Source organism: Psychrobacillus sp. FJAT-21963 (genome assembly GCF_001420585.1).
In the GTDB taxonomy this organism is placed as follows: domain Bacteria; phylum Bacillota; class Bacilli; order Bacillales_A; family Planococcaceae; genus Psychrobacillus.
In genome coordinates this window covers 185,143-200,843 of the sequence record NZ_LJIY01000003.1, presented here as the reverse complement: position 1 = coordinate 200,843, position 15,701 = coordinate 185,143, and the positions used below count along the sequence as shown (strand labels likewise).

The following is a 15,701-nucleotide window of genomic DNA, read 5'->3' as shown; positions in this document are numbered from 1 at the left end:
CGAAAAAGCTCATTTCAGTAGGCGATTCTTGAGATACTCGCGGGTTTTCTGAGATACTCCCGGGAATTTCTGAGATACTCCGAGATTTTCTGAGATACACCCGAGATTTTCTGAGACACTCCGAGATTTTCTGAGATACTCCCGGGATTTTCTGAGATACTCCCGGGATTTTCTGAGATAATCCCGAGATTTTCTGAGACACTCCAGATTTTCTGAGATTCTCCCGAGATTTTCTGAGATTCTCCCGAGATTTTCTGAGATTCTCCCGAGATTTTCTGAGATTCTCCCGAGATTTCCTGAGATTCTCCCGAGATTTCCTGAGATACTTCGTGTTTTATAAGATCAATTAAAAAAGACTACTTCCAATTTACGAAAGTAGTCCGTATATAACATCAAGCATTAACTTTTGTATTTTCTAACGCTTTCCCTAAAAATTTAGCAAGTTCCAACATTCCATATTTCTGTTTTTTTGCTTCTGCATCTGCATTGTAATTAGTATTGGTGTTCACATCGTACGTATAAACCTCGCCATTTGCATCTTGTATAAACTCTATTCCTGCCACATCAATTTTATTTACTTGGAGAAATGATTCATATCGCTCAATCCAAGAAGCATCTATATCCTCTTTAATCTCAAACTTCATTGCTGGTTCTTCTCCAGGACAGAATGCATCTCCAATTTGGCAAGAATCTGCGGGACATAGTTCAAATCCTTCCGAGGTATCTACTCTCACAGCATATACATATTTTCCGCCAATAAACTCTGCTCTTGTAATATAGGATTCTGGTGATTGGATATACTCTTGAATTAACGTGATTCCATCCACTGGTTCTTCAAACAATGGACCATTCACATACGCTTCTAAAGCTTCAATCGTTTGAAATAGTTGAACACCTAGTCCTTTACCAGCACGATTATGCTTTATGATAAATGGCATTTTCCCAAGTTTTTGTGCAGCTAAAATAATTTGTTCTGCTCCTACTGCAGCAATCGTTTTAGGTGTTTTAATGCCACTTGCTTCAAGAGCAGTGTACTGATTGATTTTACTCAACTCTAAATTTAATGCCTTTGTTCCATTAAATACAGGTCGTCCATGGAACTCTAGCCAAGCAAGCACTCCCCCTGCCAACTCAGGTGCATACCGATGTCCTCTTGTATGAGAAGAAGCACTCATTCTATTGTAAAATACACCTTGTGGAGGTTCCGAAGTTAAATCTACAATTCCTTTATCAAGATGCCAAGATTCATAAGGAAGATTCAATTCTTCTAATCGTTTCGTTAAATGAACAGTCCACTCATCATTTTCATGGATAATATATATTTTTGACATAGTATTAGCTCCTCCTTATTTAGGATAGTACCTCTGAAAAAATTCTCATTAAAATAATACCTATTAAACTTATAGTATTTATACTATTTCATTCCTATAAAGTCAATTTGTAAATTCTTAAAAAAAGCCTCGCTTTCTAATTCTTAGAAAGCGAGGCTGTCTTAATTAATATGGCTCTGCTTCGTTACTCTTCTGAATTGCCTGTTCTGGTGCTTCATCTCCATCAATATTGCCAAGTGGTTTGTTGGTTGACCCACCTTTTGGTGCTTTCTTTAAACCTTCTCTTAGATGATGTCCATAATCTTTATCAGCTTCTTCTGCAAGAGCAATCATTCTTTCTTGTATTCTTTTATCACAGCTAGCAAGATCATTCACGAGATTGGAAATAAGTTCTGCTCTTTCCCATTCCTCGAATCTACGGTAAGTTTCTCCTGCTTGCTTAGTGTTGCTTTGACGATCTATCGATTGACGTACTAAATTTCCTTTAATCATCGGTGTATGTTCTTCACCAATTTGCTCTGCTTCTTGCAATCCATCTAAAATAGATGGCTCATAATTGATATGAGGATTTTGGAATGTACCCATGTCCCGTTTGTAAGACATTTGACCTCCACTTTGATTGGTTGCTACACGTTTTTTTGGTGCATTGATTGGTAATTGTAAATAATTCGCTCCTACACGATGTCTTTGTGTATCGGAATAAGAAAAAGTTCTTCCTTGAAGCATTTTATCATCAGAAAAATCGAGTCCATCTACTAATACACCTGTTCCAAAAGCCGCTTGCTCGACTTCATTAAAATAGTCTTCTGGATTTCTATTCAAGACCATTTTCCCTACAGCCTTCCAAGGAAATTGATCCTCTGGCCAAAGCTTTGTATCATCCAGCGGATCAAAGTCCAATTCAGGATGGTCATCATCACTCATTATTTGCACGAGAAGCTCCCACTCAGGAAAATCCCCTTTTTCAATCGCATCATATAAATCCTGTGTCGCGTGATTAAAGTTTTTTGCTTGAATCTCTTCAGCTTCTTTTTGAGTCAAATTCCGAATTCCTTGCTTTGGCTCCCAATGGTATTTAATAAGGACTGCTTTACCTTCCTTATTCACCCATTTGTAAGTATTTACCCCCGAGCCTTGCATCATACGATAATTTGCAGGAATTCCCCATGGAGAATAAACAAACGTTACCATATGAAATGATTCCGGTGAACTGGCACAAAAATCAAAGAAGCGCTCTGAATCTTGGATATTTGTAACTGGGTCTGGCTTAAAGGCGTGAATCATATCAGGAAACTTCATCGCATCGCGAATAAAGAAAATCTTTAAATTGTTTCCAACCAAATCCCAGTTACCATCTTCTGTGTAGAATTTTACAGCAAATCCACGAGGATCTCGTAATGTTTCTGGAGAATGCCCGCCATGAATCACGGATGAAAATCGAACGAAAACGGGCGTTTGTTTCCCTTTTTCTTGAAATAACTTAGCACGAGTATATGTTGAAATTTCTTCCTCACCAACTTTACCGTAAGCCTCAAAGTAGCCATGGGCTCCAGCTCCCCGAGCATGTACGACACGCTCTGGAATACGCTCTCTATCAAAATGACTAATCTTTTCAATGAAATCATAATTTTCAAGGGTTGCTGGGCCTCTATTACCTACTGTTCTAATGTTTTGGTTGTTGGTAATTGGATGCCCTTGTCTATTCGTTAGCGTATCCTCTTCCTCAATATTCGTTTCCAAGTTAGATTGATCTTTTTCCACACTTCATCCTCCTTAAAGTTATATAGATTTTCATACTTCTATATACTTTCCCGATTTTGAAGTAAATATTCCCATTAAAGATTAATGTTGCATGAAAAACGCATACTTATCCCATGTATTAACTTGTAGTGACTCTTCCATCCCTCTTTTGCTAGATACATACGTTTGTAGTTTTCCTTTATATATAAGTTCTAAGCTGGAAAGTTGTTCAAAATGATGAGGTTGAACTAAGCAAGGAGGAACATGTAATTTTGTAGATTCACACTCACTCAAAATAGTTGCAACAAATTGTGAGCAGAAAAAGGCATGCTCTCGTTCCAATTTTAGTTGCATCGCCACACCAAATAATCCAATTAAATTATATTTATAAAGCTCTTTTTGTCGTTCCATTTGACGGATTTTATTTTGCATTCGATTAAATTCTTGGGTGGTCACCTGGCATTTATAAATCGCACATGTCGCATGCTTAAATAGTCCATTTGTAGCTTCCTCTTTAACAAATCCTCCGTTAAAAGGATTGTTTTTATTTTTCCTACCAAAACTATACATTTCATATAGCTCTTCATCAAAAGCAATAGATGTATGATTCATTTCTTTTCTTGTATATACACCTATAGCCTTTGAAAACAAAGTACCCGTATTACTTAACATAATGTAAATGTTCTTCTTCATTTCCCTCACCCCGTTCACAGGAAACATTTTGCCCCCGAATCTTCTATTCTAATCATCCATCATTCGCAATTTTTTCCAAACGGGCTTGAGAAGGAAAGAAAATACGTCTCGAGACGTATATCTTTTAACATGTCCTAACACGAAACAATAGTATCACACCCTTTTAGGTCTCACGACTAAAAATTATATTTATTTCATATGTAATTCCTATTATCTATTTGAATATTTTAAATTCACATTCTATACAACAGTCCTAACGATAATGTCGAGTGAGTAGTCATTATGTATCATTTTAATGATTGTTGCTTTGTCACAATATTGTTAAACTTTCATTGTTTCGATTTATATGTAAAGGAGAAGTAATGTGACTCAATATAACAGAGAAGAATTATCCCTACTAAATCAAGTGTTCTTCGCTTTATTTTTAGTAGCTGATTTTGCCCTTTTTCTTTATTTCTATCATACCGAGTTTCCTTGGTTTGCATTAATAGGATTCGGGATTGGGCTATTCATCATTGTCCTTTGTTGGACAGGGAAAAAATATACATACTTTCTTGCATCTTTACTAGTGTGTACTGGTTTATTTTCATTAGTTTATAATTGGCACGCAATTATACACTAATAAGCTCAATTTATATTAAGAGGATTAAATTATGTCAGAACAAGAAAAGAAAAGTTCTATTTTAGATAAGCGTTCTTCCAGACGAAAATTCATAAAGAATTCTGGATTAACAGTCGGTGGACTTGTACTAGGGGGGGCTATTGGAAGCCTCGTTGCAGGAAAACCCGAGAATATAACGAAAGCAGTTGATGGAGCTAGTCATGCAACTGTCGATTATAGTGAAACTCGTCAGTTTTTCGTACGTCAAAAGGATTTTGAGGCACTTAGTGCTGCTACCGAAATTATTTACCCCGAAGATGAACATGGTCCAGGTGCCATTTCACTAGGTGCACCTTTCTTTATCGATAAACAATTAGCTAGTCCTTGGGGAAGTAATGCAGACGATTATAGAAAAGGTCCTTTTCAAAAAGGGGAAATCGCTCTAGATAAGAGTGAGATTATGTTACAAGGCGTACGAAAACTAAATGAAGTTGCAAAAAAAGAGCATGACGGTACAGTTTTTAAAGATTTAACAGAAGAACAACAAATTGCTATTTTAACATCCTTTGAAGCAGGAAAAGTAGAAATGGAGCTAGTCAATTCAGCTGCGTTCTTCGGTTTACTTAGAACTCTTACGTTACAAGGTTGTTTTGCAGATCCTCTATATGGAGGTAATAAAAACATGGCTGGTTGGAAAATGAAAGAATTTCCTGGTGCACAAATGTCTTATACAGCTTATTTGGATAAAGATGAATTTGTTTTAATAGATCCTATTAGTTTAGGTGGACATAAGCAACATTAATAATTAGTTATTACTAGGAGGCTATTGTGATGGTTACAAAATTACCTAAAGTTGACGTAGTTACAACAGGTATGGGTTGGACAGGTGGTATCATTGCTGCTGAACTAACAAAAGCTGGCTACAAAGTAGTCGGTTTAGAACGTGGTGTAGAAAGAACAATCGAAGATTATTTACATGGACACGATGAACTAAAATATAATATTCATAAAGAATTAATGCAAAAATTAACGAAAGATACGATTACTTTTCGAAATAAATTAGATGAAGTTGCTAAGCCAGTTCGTGACGAAAATGCATTTGTAGTTGGTACTGGTACTGGCGGTGGTGGTGCACACTGGGGTGGACAAACGTATCGTTATTTCCCGTACGACTTTGAAATACGTAGTAAAACTATAGAGAAATATGGAGAAAGCAAAATTCCTGATGGGGTAACAATCCAAGACTGGGGACTTACATATGACGAAATTGAACCATATTATTCAAAGTTCGAACAGATGGCTGGTATTTCTGGCGAAGTAGATCCACTTGCGGGACCACGTTCAATCGATTACCCTACACCACCATTAAAAAAATTAACTCAAATGAAAATGTTCCATGAAGCAGCAGAAAAGCTTGGCTACCATCCATTTGTTGTACCAACAGCTAACGTTTCAGAAGCATATACAAATCCAGATGGGGAAACATTAAATGCATGTCAATACTGTGCATTCTGCGGTAACTACGGCTGTGAATATGGAGCAAAGGCTGACCCAATCGTAACAGTGATTCCAACTGCGAAAAAAACTGGTAACTTTGAGCTTAGAACAAATGCTTTAGTAACACGTGTTTTATATGACGGAAAAAAAGCAATTGGGGTTTTATACAAAGACACTCGAACTGGTGAAGAATTTGAACAACCAGCAGATGTTGTTGTTTTAACAAGCTATATTTTTAATAATGTACGATTATTATTGTTGTCTGGCATCGGAAAACCTTATAACCCAAAAACAGGTGAGGGTATAATCGGTAAAAACTATACCGATCACCATACAATTACTGGGGCAATTGGTTATTTTGAAGAGAAGAAATTCAATAGTTACATCGGTACTGGTTCACTTGGATCTGCATACAACGACTTCAATGCAGACAATTTTGACCATAACAATGTAGACTTCATCCATGGCGGACAAATTGAAATGCACTTAATGGGCAACGAACCTATTGCAAATAATCCAGTTCCAATGGGTACGCCAATGTGGGGGAAGGAGTTCAAAAAGAATTCCTTACACTATTATTACCGAAATTTAATGGTCGTTTCTCAAAGAGCAATCTTGCCTCATAAAAATCATTATCTCGATTTGGATCCAACCTACAAAGATGACAATGGGGATCCATTAATTCGTGTAACTTTCGATTACACAGAGCACGATCATAAAAGAAATGAATTTTTAGTGGAAAAATGCGCTGAAGTAGTGAAAGAAATGGGTGCTGACATTATCGATACAATTCCAATGGCCGAGCACTTCGGAGGACGATTTACTTTCCAACATGATGCTGGAGGTGTCATTATGGGTGACAGTCCTGAAAACTCTGCAGTCAATAACTACTTACAAATGTGGGATGTAGATAACTTGTTCGTTTGTGGAGCTTCCGCTTTTCCTCACTTTGGACCTACAAACCCAACACCAACAGTAGCAGCGCTTACTTATCGTGCTTCTGAAGGAATTATTCAGTTCTTGAAAAACGGTGGAGGTGAATTAAATACTGCAAAATAAATACAATTCTCTATCAGAATTAGTCAACGTTTTTCTGAATAGATTTTGTTGCAAATAGAAGTTACATCCTTTACCATAATGGTTGGAGAGACTCTCTTTCTCATTTTTCTTACTAAGTATGTTATATTAAAAGGGATTCCATTTATAGAAGGAGGAAATTCCATGCCAAATATAGGGATACCGGGTTTAATACTCGTTTTGATTATAGCTCTTGTCATCTTTGGTCCGTCGAAGTTACCTCAATTAGGTAGAGCTGTTGGACAAACATTAAAAGAATTTAAAACTTCTACTCGAGATATTATAAATGATGAAGAAAAAGATGATAACAAGTTAGAAGCGAAAGAAACTCAAATAGAGAAAAAATGATTATACTAAAACCAGCTATTTTTATGAATAGCTGGTTTTGTATTTTAGAAAATAACAAAGGGAACAAGCTTAGTCTTCTTGATGATTGGATACAGAGTAAACAAATACATCTTTATCCCATTTATGAACAGTCTTTTCTACTTTCATACCGATTCGTTCAGCAACTTTAATTGATGGAAGATTATTTACATCAATTAATGAAACCATCTTCCGTAATCCCATTTGTTCGAATCCATAATTTTTGCAAGCTAATGCAGCTTCGGTGGCATATCCAGTTCCCCAGAAACGTCTAACAAACAGATAACCAATCTCCATTTCAACTATTCCATCTATTTCTTGAGGAACAATTCCACATTGTCCAAGAAACTCCCCAGATACTCTATCCTCTACTACCCAGAGTCCTACTCCGTGCTTTGCATAATTATTTATTGTCCATTCAATCCAATCAATCGTCTGCTTTTCGTTTTTCGTGGATGGATAATATTTCATTGCTTCATGGTCTGCGAATATTTTCAATAGACTCTCCATATCATCTCTATTCATTTTCCTCAATACTAATCTTTCAGTACTCAGTATGAAATTATCCATTTATCCCCCTCCTCAGCACGTATTAAAAGCTTCATCAGAAAACACATATTTATTAGTTCAATAAAAAAATGCATAATCCCTCCTTGGATACATGCAACATGTACTTTTTATATATTTATTTAAACTTAAACAAAACTTCTTTTGTCTTAAATATTTCTAAAAGATTATCCGCTATTTCTTCTGGTGATTTTACGCAACCACCCTCAATCCATTCTAATATAACGCCATAAGATCCGTACATCTTATACGTATTAAAATGATCCAATTTTATTTCTTTGTTTTCATTGTTTATATAGGTAATTGCATGAAATATTTCTTTAAATTTGTTTAAAAATTTCTCTTGAAGCCCTGGGATTGTATCCTCCATTTTTAAAAGACCATAGAAATATTTTTGCTCATATATATGTTGAAAAAAAGCATTCGATGTAGGCAAAATAAGTTTATAATCCACAATCATTGTATCTTCAAAGGGACGTCGAAATGCTTTATTTAATTCATCTAATATTTCTGTTACTAATTCTTCAGCCAAATCCTCTTTATCTTTAAAATACAAGTAAAATGTACTTCTATTATAATCTGCACGTTCCACTATATCTGTTACTGTTACATTTTTATACCCTTTTTCTCTCACTAAACGGATAAAATGCGTCTTAAAGATACTTTTCGTTCTTCTAATTCTTCTATCCCCGGTTTTATGGTTTTCCGAATTCATAGAACCCCCCCTATCGAACCAATTCATACTATAGGATAAATTATCTATCATAATTATTCAATAAAACTGGAGTAAGATGCGACTAATGGAATAAAAAATACCAAGGAAAATCTAATTTCCTTTGGCATTTATTTTTCACTTTTGGAATAATGAAGAATCACTTCTTCCAACAAATCGATGCCGATCATAATATCATCTATGGGTGTGTACTCATTTGGATGATGACTAAGTCCATCTAAAGATGGGATAAAGATTAGGCCTGTCGGACATAACTTCGCCATGTTCATTGCATCATGCCCAGCACCACTTTGCATTATTTGGTTGGAGAAATTCTTCTCTTCACAAATATTACGCAGGACATCATTTATTTCCTCTGATAGAAGCACAGGGTCTTCTGAACTAATCTCAATGCTTTCAATATCCAACTGTCTATTTTGTTTTACTGTTTTAATCGTCTCCTCTAAATGAGTAAGCACTCTCTGTCTTGAATCTACGGAAGTAGACCGTATGTCAATTTTAATTTCCACATCCCCGGGCACTACATTCATAGCGCCGTTATGAACATTCATTACTCCGATCGTTGCAACAGTACCATATGTCTCTTCGCTTTTTGCGGCTTTTTCAAGGGCTAACGAAATTTCAGATGCCCCAAGAAGGGCATCTTTTCTCATACTCATAGGTGTAGTTCCTGAATGCGAAGCAGTTCCCTTTATTTTCACATGAAGTCGCACAGGTGCTGCTATCCCTGTAACAATACCAATTTTCTTACCAGTATTTATTAGCACTGGTCCTTGCTCAATATGCAACTCAAAAAATGCTTTAAACTGTTCGTTTTTCCTGCTTGCTTGATCAACTGCATTAAAATCTAGCGCACATAGTGCAAATGCCTTTTCCATCGTAATGCCATCTTTGTCCTTTATATTTCGATATCTATCTTTATCAAATTGGCCAGCGATTGCTTTACTGCCTACTGTCGAAACACCAAAACGAGCAGATTCTTCACAAGCAAAAGAAATTATCTCAATTGGATGATCGGTAATAATTTCTTTTTCATTTAACCGTCTAATTACTTCAAGTGCAGCTGTGACTCCAACTACCCCATCATATTTTCCACCTTGATACACAGTATCCAAATGAGAACCCATGACGACAGGTGGAAGTCCGTCTATTTTACCTTGCCTTCTTGCAATAACATTTCCACATGGATCCATTCTAATATCTAACTGCTCCGCCATACACATACGCATAAATGCGTGTGTACAAGTTTGCTCTTCATTCGTATAAGCAATTCTTGTGATACCCGTATCCCCGGTGTTATATTGGTTAATATTGTTAAATAGTAGCTCGTATCTCATTTTACTATCCATACAACAATCCCCTTTCGTTATTAACCAACAGTTACTGCTAGTAGTTAGATAAAAGATGTCACACCACTAAAGAATATGACTATATCTAGTAGATTAACTAGACGTTACTCGAAAAGATAACATCAATTAATTCGTCTATAGTTCCAATCACTATTTCTACGTCCGGCAAATGATAAAATGTGCTCGTTGTTTCTAAGTCTCTAACATCATGGTTTGGTGAGTATAGAAAAACCTTTTTACCCTGTCCTAGCGCTATTCCAAATTCTATGTGACTCCCTTTTCCTGCAGGTAATAAGACCACAAGAATGTCGGCATTCATGACACCATTTTTCTCCTCTTGTCCTATTGCTTGAAGTTTTTCTATAGATAAAGCTCTTTCATTTTTAGTCCAATCATATGTATGAATATAACCTTTGTTTTTTAGAACTTCACTTACATATTTAACAGATTCAATATTTTGAAAACTGGATGCAATATAAAACTTCATTCTCACTCAACCTTTAACAATTACTATTTTTTATTTTCTTTTCGTTTTTGAGTTTCAATTTGAAAGGTAAGATATGTAACTCCTAAAATTCCAACTATGCCAAAAACCGTTGCTATAATAGCTTGTACTGAATATGTAAATTTTGTTAAACTAATAATCAAACCAATCACTACAAGGCTATAAAATAACCAATGTTTATACCTAGACCAAACACTATTCATATCTATCACCTTCCTCAGTCCCAATCTTCAATAAACTCAAGACCTTTAATTACTTTTTGTATGCTTTTATTATAAACGTTGCAGGCACTAATTGTGCTTTTTGCGTTGAGTACCATTTGGAGGGATTATCAGAAATATTGTTATCAGGGAATATAACATCATCTATTACCTTATCGATGGTGAAACCACATTCAATGAGTGTATTTATATATGTACTTAATTTACGATGATGTATAATTACCTCGTTATGCCATGCTTCATTGTATTCTGGACCTTCTACAATGTAAGATTTATTGAAGTTAAACGACGACTGTTCATAGGACAAACGATCATGTAAAGGGTGCTCCCAACTAAAGATAAATAATCCACCCGGCTTTAAGTAGTGATGAATATTTTTCAATGTCTGCTGTAAATCAACTGTCCAACCTAATGCATAAATAGAGTATGCAATATCGAAGTAATCACAAGGAAGTCCTGGATTTTTCTCCATAGGAGACTCGAATAATGTTACTTTAACCTGTTGATTACTTAATAATTTATTTGCTGTTTCTATTTGCTTTGTAGAAAGATCTAATCCCCATAGTTCCTTAGCTCCTCGGTTACCCATATACTGTAATGAATGACCACTACCACACCCAATATCCAATACCTTTTGATTTGAAATGTCTCCAAATAGTCCGTGCTGTTCCTCATTTATCGAAAAAGGCCCATATTCGGGAAGAGCTGTTCTTCCGAAAAATCGTTCCGCAGATTTCTCCCAACTATCCTTATTCATGTCCAAAATTTTAGTTTTTGCTTCGATCGTTACTACTTCCTTTCGTTACAAAGATTTTCTAAATGAATAACACCATTTTTCATAGTCTAATTTTTCCTCATAAAAACGATGTGCATTATTTCGTTGAATGCCTGATTCTAATGCAACATATTCTGCTCCGTTTTCCTTAGCCCAGTTATGTATATAATATAATAATTTCTCTCCGTACCCGAATGAACGATGCTCGTAATCTGTTACGAGATCATAAATGAAAATGTGGCGTTTATTATAAAAGTTTGTTCTCCAACTAAAACCAGCTAAGGATACAATCTTATTATTCTCATATAGAGCATACAAAGTATAACCGTCTTTTTTCATTTCTTGAAGTAACTCTAGATAGGTATCCTCTGTCAACTCTGTTCTTAACTGTTTCATAACTTGAAAGGCTTCTAACCACTGCTCTTTGTAAGTAAGTTCTTGTATATTTTCTGACATTAAATCTCCATTCCATTCTGTATTTTAAAGAGATAAAGAATGTTGCTTTATAAGATTTTTAATGAGCGGATTGAGCCCTTCCGGTAGTTCCGTTACTTTAAAAAACTGAACTTCCACAGTTTCTTCACCGTCTGCCTTTAAACTCCCACCCTTTAATTCGTTTGTCATATAAGCAATTGTCACTGGATAGAATTCATCCCCATTTGATAATTGAACAAAATACTGTTTTCCAGAGAAAACACCTACTAAATCAAGTTTACCTACTTCTAATCCCGTTTCTTCCAAAACTTCTCTTCTTCCAGCTTCCTCAGTTGATTCCCCTAGTTCGATAAAACCTCCTGGAACACCCCATAATCCATCTTGTCTTTTTTGCAATAAGAATTCCCCTTGTTCATTAATCACTGCAACTGCAACTCCAACTAATATGAGGGGTTGATTTCCAACTGTCTTACGTAATTCCTCGATATAACCCATATTAACCTCCATTGTACTATTTTATTTTTTGGCAAACATAAATCATTTGTTCGCTATCATCATCTGTCAAAGGTGTTTCATTCCAATCCTTGTACACATGAAGAATTTCAAATCCATTTGAAAATAATAGTCGCTCCATTTCCTTTGGAAACACATACCTTAAACTAATATTTGTTTTTACCTCTTTCACTATTTCTCCAATTTGATCTTTATATCTTCTTATCGTTGTGTAATGTTGCACTTGGTTTAAGGACTCATATCTACTAATCGTGTATACATCTACTTTATGGTGAGTTTCCTTATCCGTATAAGTTTTCCAATATTCTTCTGTGTTTGGTTGTAACAATTCCTCTGCAGTTGGAAATCTTGTTCCAAAAATGAAGATTCCTTTGGTTTCTAGATGCTTATTTATAGAGGTCAACAATCCATCTTGATCGTCATTTGTAAGGAAATGTTGAAAAGAGTTTCCAACAGAGAATATCAAATTACTTTTTACATTCAATTCTAATTCGGAACAATCTTGTTCGATCCAATCAACTTGTAAATTTAGATCCGATGCTTTCTTTTTTGCCTCGTTTAACATACCACTATGTAGGTCTACTCCAATTAGTTTATATCCTTCCTTGGCCAATGGAATAGTTGCTCTACCCGTTCCACAAGCCAAATCTATTATTATTCCTTCTGTTTTAGCAGCCCATTTCGTTAAGAATTTCACATCATCTGAATAGGCGTTATTTTCAAGATCATACAAAATAGGATTATCATATTCTTCAAAATTGTCTAATGTCATTATGTTAAATTTCCCCCACTAACAATTTAGGAACTATAAAAATTAATACTAAACCTGTGAACATATAAGTTATATATTTTTTTCGATCAGCACCTACTCTGATTTCCCAAAGTGCTAATGTAATACAATACAAACCAATCATTACGATAATTATTGGTATCATTAAAAATAAAATAAAAATTCCTCCTAATAATTAATTCCTATAAACCTTCGACGTCCTTCCTAAAATACCTGCTTTTATATTATTTTCTAGGTTGTCCATTCTTATTAAGCTATTAAAAAGAAAGGGGAATTTCCCCTCTCTTAACTGGAAATCAGATTCACGAAAAAATTTCTCAATAACCGTATCTTCCTTGATATCCTGGATAGCCATATCCCGGATAATAAGGATAATATGGAAAGTACGGATAATAAGGATAGTATGGATAATACGGATATCTTGGATATCTTGGATAAGGATACTGCGGATATCTAGGATATCTTGGGTATCTTGGGTAATCTCGGTCTCGGTCTCGGTCCCGACCTCCGTCTCGATATCCATCTCCAAATGGCAAAAACATTCCACTTCACTCCTAATGATTTAATAAAATCTCTATAAATTATGCAAGTCGGGATAAAGTGTCTAGGTAAGAATAAGCGATTTGTCTATATACGGTTGAACAAGAAACCTGAGCATATGCTTTTCGTCCATATGGTAAGCAATACAAACTTTTGAAGAAAGCCGAGGTTGGCTTATGAAAAACTTTTTACGATTTGTTTATTTACAAGCAATTTCTTGTATTTTTCCGGTAATCATATTTGCAGCTCTGGCCTTTTCGAAATATGTAGATACTCCATTTTTACCAAGATATGATTTAATTTTAATAATTTGTATTGCTGCTCAAGTATTCATGCTTGTCTCTAAATTAGAAACAATCGATGAGTTCAAAGTCATATGTTTATTTCATGTAATTGGTCTAGCCCTGGAATTATATAAAGTCCATATGGGTTCTTGGAGTTATCCAGAGGAAGCATATAGTAAGGTTTTTGGTGTCCCACTGTATAGTGGTTTCATGTATGCGAGCGTCGCGAGTTACATTTGTCAAAGTTGGCGTCATTTAGATTTACATATTTATCATTGGCCAAAGTCCTTTTGGGCAGTCAGTATTAGCATTCTTATTTATCTTAATTTCTTTGCTCATCACTTTACCTATGACATTCGTTGGTGGTTGAAGGGATTACTCTTTATTATTTTCTTCCGAACAATCGTCACCTTCCAGATCAACGATAAAATCTATAAAATGCCGATGATTCTCTCCTTCATTTTAATTGGTTTCTTTATTTGGATTGCTGAAAATATCACCACATTCTTTGGTGCATGGCAATATCCAAACCAAGAAGCTGCATGGTCCCTTGTCCACATCGGTAAAATCAGCTCCTGGTTTTTACTTGTCATTATAAGCGTCATTATCGTGGCACAATTGAAGAGAGTAAAAAGTGACAAGGAGCTTGTTCAATAAAAGCAAGTAATTAGGAGATTGATCGATTCACAACAATCAATGAGTGTTTTTGTTCAAAGATTGAGCGATTCGCTAGAAAGATTGAGCTATCTTGCGCAAAGATTGAGCAATTCACATTTTTCCTCAAAAAAATACCGCCAAACCTGTTGGCGGTGTGATACTTTAGACAAACTCGAATTTATCTTTATAAAGGATAGATGGTTTTCCGAAAGCTTTCCGCGGACGAGCGCCGCGCCACTTGGATCCACGGGATGTGGGTCATGCAATCGTAGCCGTAGGACGTCGCGAACTTAGATTGCTATCCATTTGACATGAGCCAATAGCCTTACTTCCTTAGGCTGAGTCCACTGAAAAACTTTTCAAGGTATCTCTTAGCATGTATGGGAACTGCATTCGTTCCCATGTTCGCTTTTTATCAGGGTCCCGTTGATTTCCGTTCCAGGCGGACGCTTTCCGCCGGCATGGTTTCAGCCGCTTCCCTTGCTCCTGCGCAAAGCTCGTCGCAAAAAACAATGCTCCTGCGCAAGCTCGTCGCAAAAATTAATTTCGCTACGCTCAGTCCAGGGTCTTCATCTCATGCACCTGACGCTTCGCTATCGGTGCAGAAAACATTTGCTATTCCGGCTGGAGTCGCCACCTTCCACTCCAATCAACTATTATCCGCTTTTCAATTAGAAAACCATCATGCTATTAATAGAGTAAATTTATATCACTTAAATTTTTCAAATAGTATTTATAGAAAATCGTTGAAAAAGGCGACACTCCTGCGGGGATAGCGTTAGCCGATGACCCCGCAGTGCAGCGAGGAGGCTAAGGCAACGTCCGCGGAAAGGGAGCCGTTTCAACGATTTTCTTATTTATCGGATGACATTATTAAGTAAATTCAAATTCTATAGACTTTTTCAGCGCACTCGCTACGCTCCTGCAGGTTCTTGTCTGTCTCGCTTTTCCCGCAGGAGTCGATCTCGATCGGACGCTTCTCCAAACCAATAAAATGCTACCTGATTATTTTCTATATACTTAGGAA

Annotated in this window: 19 protein-coding genes; 6 read left to right on the top strand and 13 right to left on the bottom strand. The window is 36.0% G+C overall.

Translation table 11 applies throughout. The features are described from left to right. Window positions 1-392 precede the first annotated feature (392 nt). The 3 genes from AN959_RS10615 to AN959_RS10605 all read right to left on the bottom strand — a co-directional run bounded on the left by AN959_RS10615 (window position 393) and on the right by AN959_RS10605 (window position 3,764). Window positions 393-1,331: a RimK family alpha-L-glutamate ligase gene (locus AN959_RS10615; RefSeq protein ID WP_056830638.1), complete on the bottom strand. Its 939-nt coding sequence runs from the start codon at window positions 1,329-1,331 to the stop codon at window positions 393-395. A gap of 165 nt (window positions 1,332-1,496) precedes the next feature. Further along, entirely contained in the window at window positions 1,497-3,092 is a 1,596-nt protein-coding gene (locus AN959_RS10610) for a catalase (protein ID WP_056830636.1), read from the bottom strand. Between the two features lie 81 nt (window positions 3,093-3,173). Beyond that, a complete protein-coding gene (locus AN959_RS10605; RefSeq protein ID WP_056830688.1) occupies window positions 3,174-3,764 on the bottom strand; it encodes a hypothetical protein in 591 nt (196 codons plus the stop codon). A 364-nt stretch (window positions 3,765-4,128) separates the two neighbouring features. On the opposite strand from AN959_RS10605, the gene AN959_RS10600 reads away from it, so the two are divergent. From AN959_RS10600 to AN959_RS10585, 4 genes are all read left to right on the top strand, one after another. After that, on the top strand, window positions 4,129-4,386 hold the full coding sequence (locus AN959_RS10600) for a hypothetical protein (protein ID WP_056830634.1): 258 nt from the start codon (window positions 4,129-4,131) through the stop codon (window positions 4,384-4,386). Window positions 4,387-4,417: 31 nt separating this feature from the next. Beyond that, window positions 4,418-5,167 (top strand): gluconate 2-dehydrogenase subunit 3 family protein, encoded by a 750-nt coding sequence (locus AN959_RS10595; protein ID WP_056830631.1) that lies wholly within the window; start codon window positions 4,418-4,420, stop codon window positions 5,165-5,167. 29 nt (window positions 5,168-5,196) lie between these two features. Next, window positions 5,197-6,921 carry a GMC family oxidoreductase gene (locus tag AN959_RS10590; protein ID WP_056830629.1) on the top strand — a complete coding sequence of 575 codons (1,725 nt, stop codon included), beginning with the start codon at window positions 5,197-5,199 and terminating at the stop codon, window positions 6,919-6,921. Window positions 6,922-7,083: 162 nt separating this feature from the next. Next, window positions 7,084-7,287: a twin-arginine translocase TatA/TatE family subunit gene (locus tag AN959_RS10585; protein ID WP_053591869.1), complete on the top strand. Its 204-nt coding sequence runs from the start codon at window positions 7,084-7,086 to the stop codon at window positions 7,285-7,287. 69 nt (window positions 7,288-7,356) lie between these two features. Here the strand turns inward: AN959_RS10585 and AN959_RS10580 are convergent, their stop codons facing one another. The 10 genes from AN959_RS10580 to AN959_RS20690 all read right to left on the bottom strand — a co-directional run bounded on the left by AN959_RS10580 (window position 7,357) and on the right by AN959_RS20690 (window position 13,735). Further along, complete coding sequence (locus tag AN959_RS10580; RefSeq protein ID WP_056830627.1) at window positions 7,357-7,875, bottom strand: GNAT family N-acetyltransferase; 519 nt, start codon at window positions 7,873-7,875, stop codon at window positions 7,357-7,359. A 115-nt stretch (window positions 7,876-7,990) separates the two neighbouring features. After that, complete coding sequence (locus tag AN959_RS10575) at window positions 7,991-8,587, bottom strand: TetR/AcrR family transcriptional regulator (RefSeq protein WP_056830625.1); 597 nt, start codon at window positions 8,585-8,587, stop codon at window positions 7,991-7,993. A gap of 128 nt (window positions 8,588-8,715) precedes the next feature. After that, a complete protein-coding gene (locus tag AN959_RS10570) occupies window positions 8,716-9,954 on the bottom strand; it encodes a M20 family metallo-hydrolase (protein WP_056830623.1) in 1,239 nt (412 codons plus the stop codon). Between the two features lie 97 nt (window positions 9,955-10,051). Next, the gene (locus tag AN959_RS10565) at window positions 10,052-10,441 is read right to left on the bottom strand and encodes a nucleoside 2-deoxyribosyltransferase (protein ID WP_056830621.1); all 390 of its coding nucleotides are present in this window, start codon (window positions 10,439-10,441) and stop codon (window positions 10,052-10,054) included. Window positions 10,442-10,464: 23 nt separating this feature from the next. Continuing rightward, window positions 10,465-10,662 (bottom strand): hypothetical protein, encoded by a 198-nt coding sequence (locus tag AN959_RS10560; RefSeq protein ID WP_056830619.1) that lies wholly within the window; start codon window positions 10,660-10,662, stop codon window positions 10,465-10,467. A gap of 49 nt (window positions 10,663-10,711) precedes the next feature. Further along, window positions 10,712-11,437: a class I SAM-dependent methyltransferase gene (locus tag AN959_RS10555; RefSeq protein WP_056830685.1), complete on the bottom strand. Its 726-nt coding sequence runs from the start codon at window positions 11,435-11,437 to the stop codon at window positions 10,712-10,714. 45 nt (window positions 11,438-11,482) lie between these two features. After that, on the bottom strand, window positions 11,483-11,911 hold the full coding sequence (locus AN959_RS10550) for a GNAT family N-acetyltransferase (protein WP_056830618.1): 429 nt from the start codon (window positions 11,909-11,911) through the stop codon (window positions 11,483-11,485). A gap of 24 nt (window positions 11,912-11,935) precedes the next feature. Beyond that, entirely contained in the window at window positions 11,936-12,385 is a 450-nt protein-coding gene (locus tag AN959_RS10545; RefSeq protein ID WP_056830616.1) for an NUDIX hydrolase, read from the bottom strand. 16 nt (window positions 12,386-12,401) lie between these two features. Continuing rightward, window positions 12,402-13,175 (bottom strand): class I SAM-dependent methyltransferase, encoded by a 774-nt coding sequence (locus AN959_RS10540; protein ID WP_056830614.1) that lies wholly within the window; start codon window positions 13,173-13,175, stop codon window positions 12,402-12,404. 335 nt (window positions 13,176-13,510) lie between these two features. Continuing rightward, window positions 13,511-13,735, bottom strand: coding sequence for a hypothetical protein (locus tag AN959_RS20690; protein ID WP_216598638.1), 225 nt, complete (start codon window positions 13,733-13,735; stop codon window positions 13,511-13,513). 174 nt (window positions 13,736-13,909) lie between these two features. On the opposite strand from AN959_RS20690, the gene AN959_RS10530 reads away from it, so the two are divergent. After that, a complete protein-coding gene (locus tag AN959_RS10530; protein ID WP_056830610.1) occupies window positions 13,910-14,674 on the top strand; it encodes a DUF817 domain-containing protein in 765 nt (254 codons plus the stop codon). 380 nt (window positions 14,675-15,054) lie between these two features. Beyond that, entirely contained in the window at window positions 15,055-15,450 is a 396-nt protein-coding gene (locus tag AN959_RS10525; RefSeq protein WP_056830608.1) for a hypothetical protein, read from the top strand. Window positions 15,451-15,701 lie beyond the last annotated feature (251 nt).

Bases quoted from the DNA above. Each gene is read 5' to 3' on its own strand.
- AN959_RS10555 (WP_056830685.1), bottom strand. From the start codon at position 11,437: ATGAATAAGGATAGTTGGGAGAAATCTGCGGAACGATTTTTCGGAAGA.
- AN959_RS10540 (WP_056830614.1), bottom strand. From the start codon at position 13,175: ATGACATTAGACAATTTTGAAGAATATGATAATCCTATTTTGTATGAT.
- AN959_RS10585 (WP_053591869.1), top strand. From the start codon at position 7,084: ATGCCAAATATAGGGATACCGGGTTTAATACTCGTTTTGATTATAGCT.
- AN959_RS10580 (WP_056830627.1), bottom strand. From the start codon at position 7,875: ATGGATAATTTCATACTGAGTACTGAAAGATTAGTATTGAGGAAAATG.
- AN959_RS10545 (WP_056830616.1), bottom strand. From the start codon at position 12,385: ATGGGTTATATCGAGGAATTACGTAAGACAGTTGGAAATCAACCCCTC.
- AN959_RS10590 (WP_056830629.1), top strand. From the start codon at position 5,197: ATGGTTACAAAATTACCTAAAGTTGACGTAGTTACAACAGGTATGGGT.
- AN959_RS10525 (WP_056830608.1), top strand. From the start codon at position 15,055: ATGGGAACTGCATTCGTTCCCATGTTCGCTTTTTATCAGGGTCCCGTT.
- AN959_RS10595 (WP_056830631.1), top strand. From the start codon at position 4,418: ATGTCAGAACAAGAAAAGAAAAGTTCTATTTTAGATAAGCGTTCTTCC.
- AN959_RS20690 (WP_216598638.1), bottom strand. From the start codon at position 13,735: ATGTTTTTGCCATTTGGAGATGGATATCGAGACGGAGGTCGGGACCGA.
- AN959_RS10615 (WP_056830638.1), bottom strand. From the start codon at position 1,331: ATGTCAAAAATATATATTATCCATGAAAATGATGAGTGGACTGTTCAT.
- AN959_RS10575 (WP_056830625.1), bottom strand. From the start codon at position 8,587: ATGAATTCGGAAAACCATAAAACCGGGGATAGAAGAATTAGAAGAACG.
- AN959_RS10550 (WP_056830618.1), bottom strand. From the start codon at position 11,911: ATGTCAGAAAATATACAAGAACTTACTTACAAAGAGCAGTGGTTAGAA.
- AN959_RS10570 (WP_056830623.1), bottom strand. From the start codon at position 9,954: ATGGATAGTAAAATGAGATACGAGCTACTATTTAACAATATTAACCAA.
- AN959_RS10605 (WP_056830688.1), bottom strand. From the start codon at position 3,764: ATGAAGAAGAACATTTACATTATGTTAAGTAATACGGGTACTTTGTTT.
- AN959_RS10560 (WP_056830619.1), bottom strand. From the start codon at position 10,662: ATGAATAGTGTTTGGTCTAGGTATAAACATTGGTTATTTTATAGCCTT.
- AN959_RS10565 (WP_056830621.1), bottom strand. From the start codon at position 10,441: ATGAAGTTTTATATTGCATCCAGTTTTCAAAATATTGAATCTGTTAAA.
- AN959_RS10530 (WP_056830610.1), top strand. From the start codon at position 13,910: ATGAAAAACTTTTTACGATTTGTTTATTTACAAGCAATTTCTTGTATT.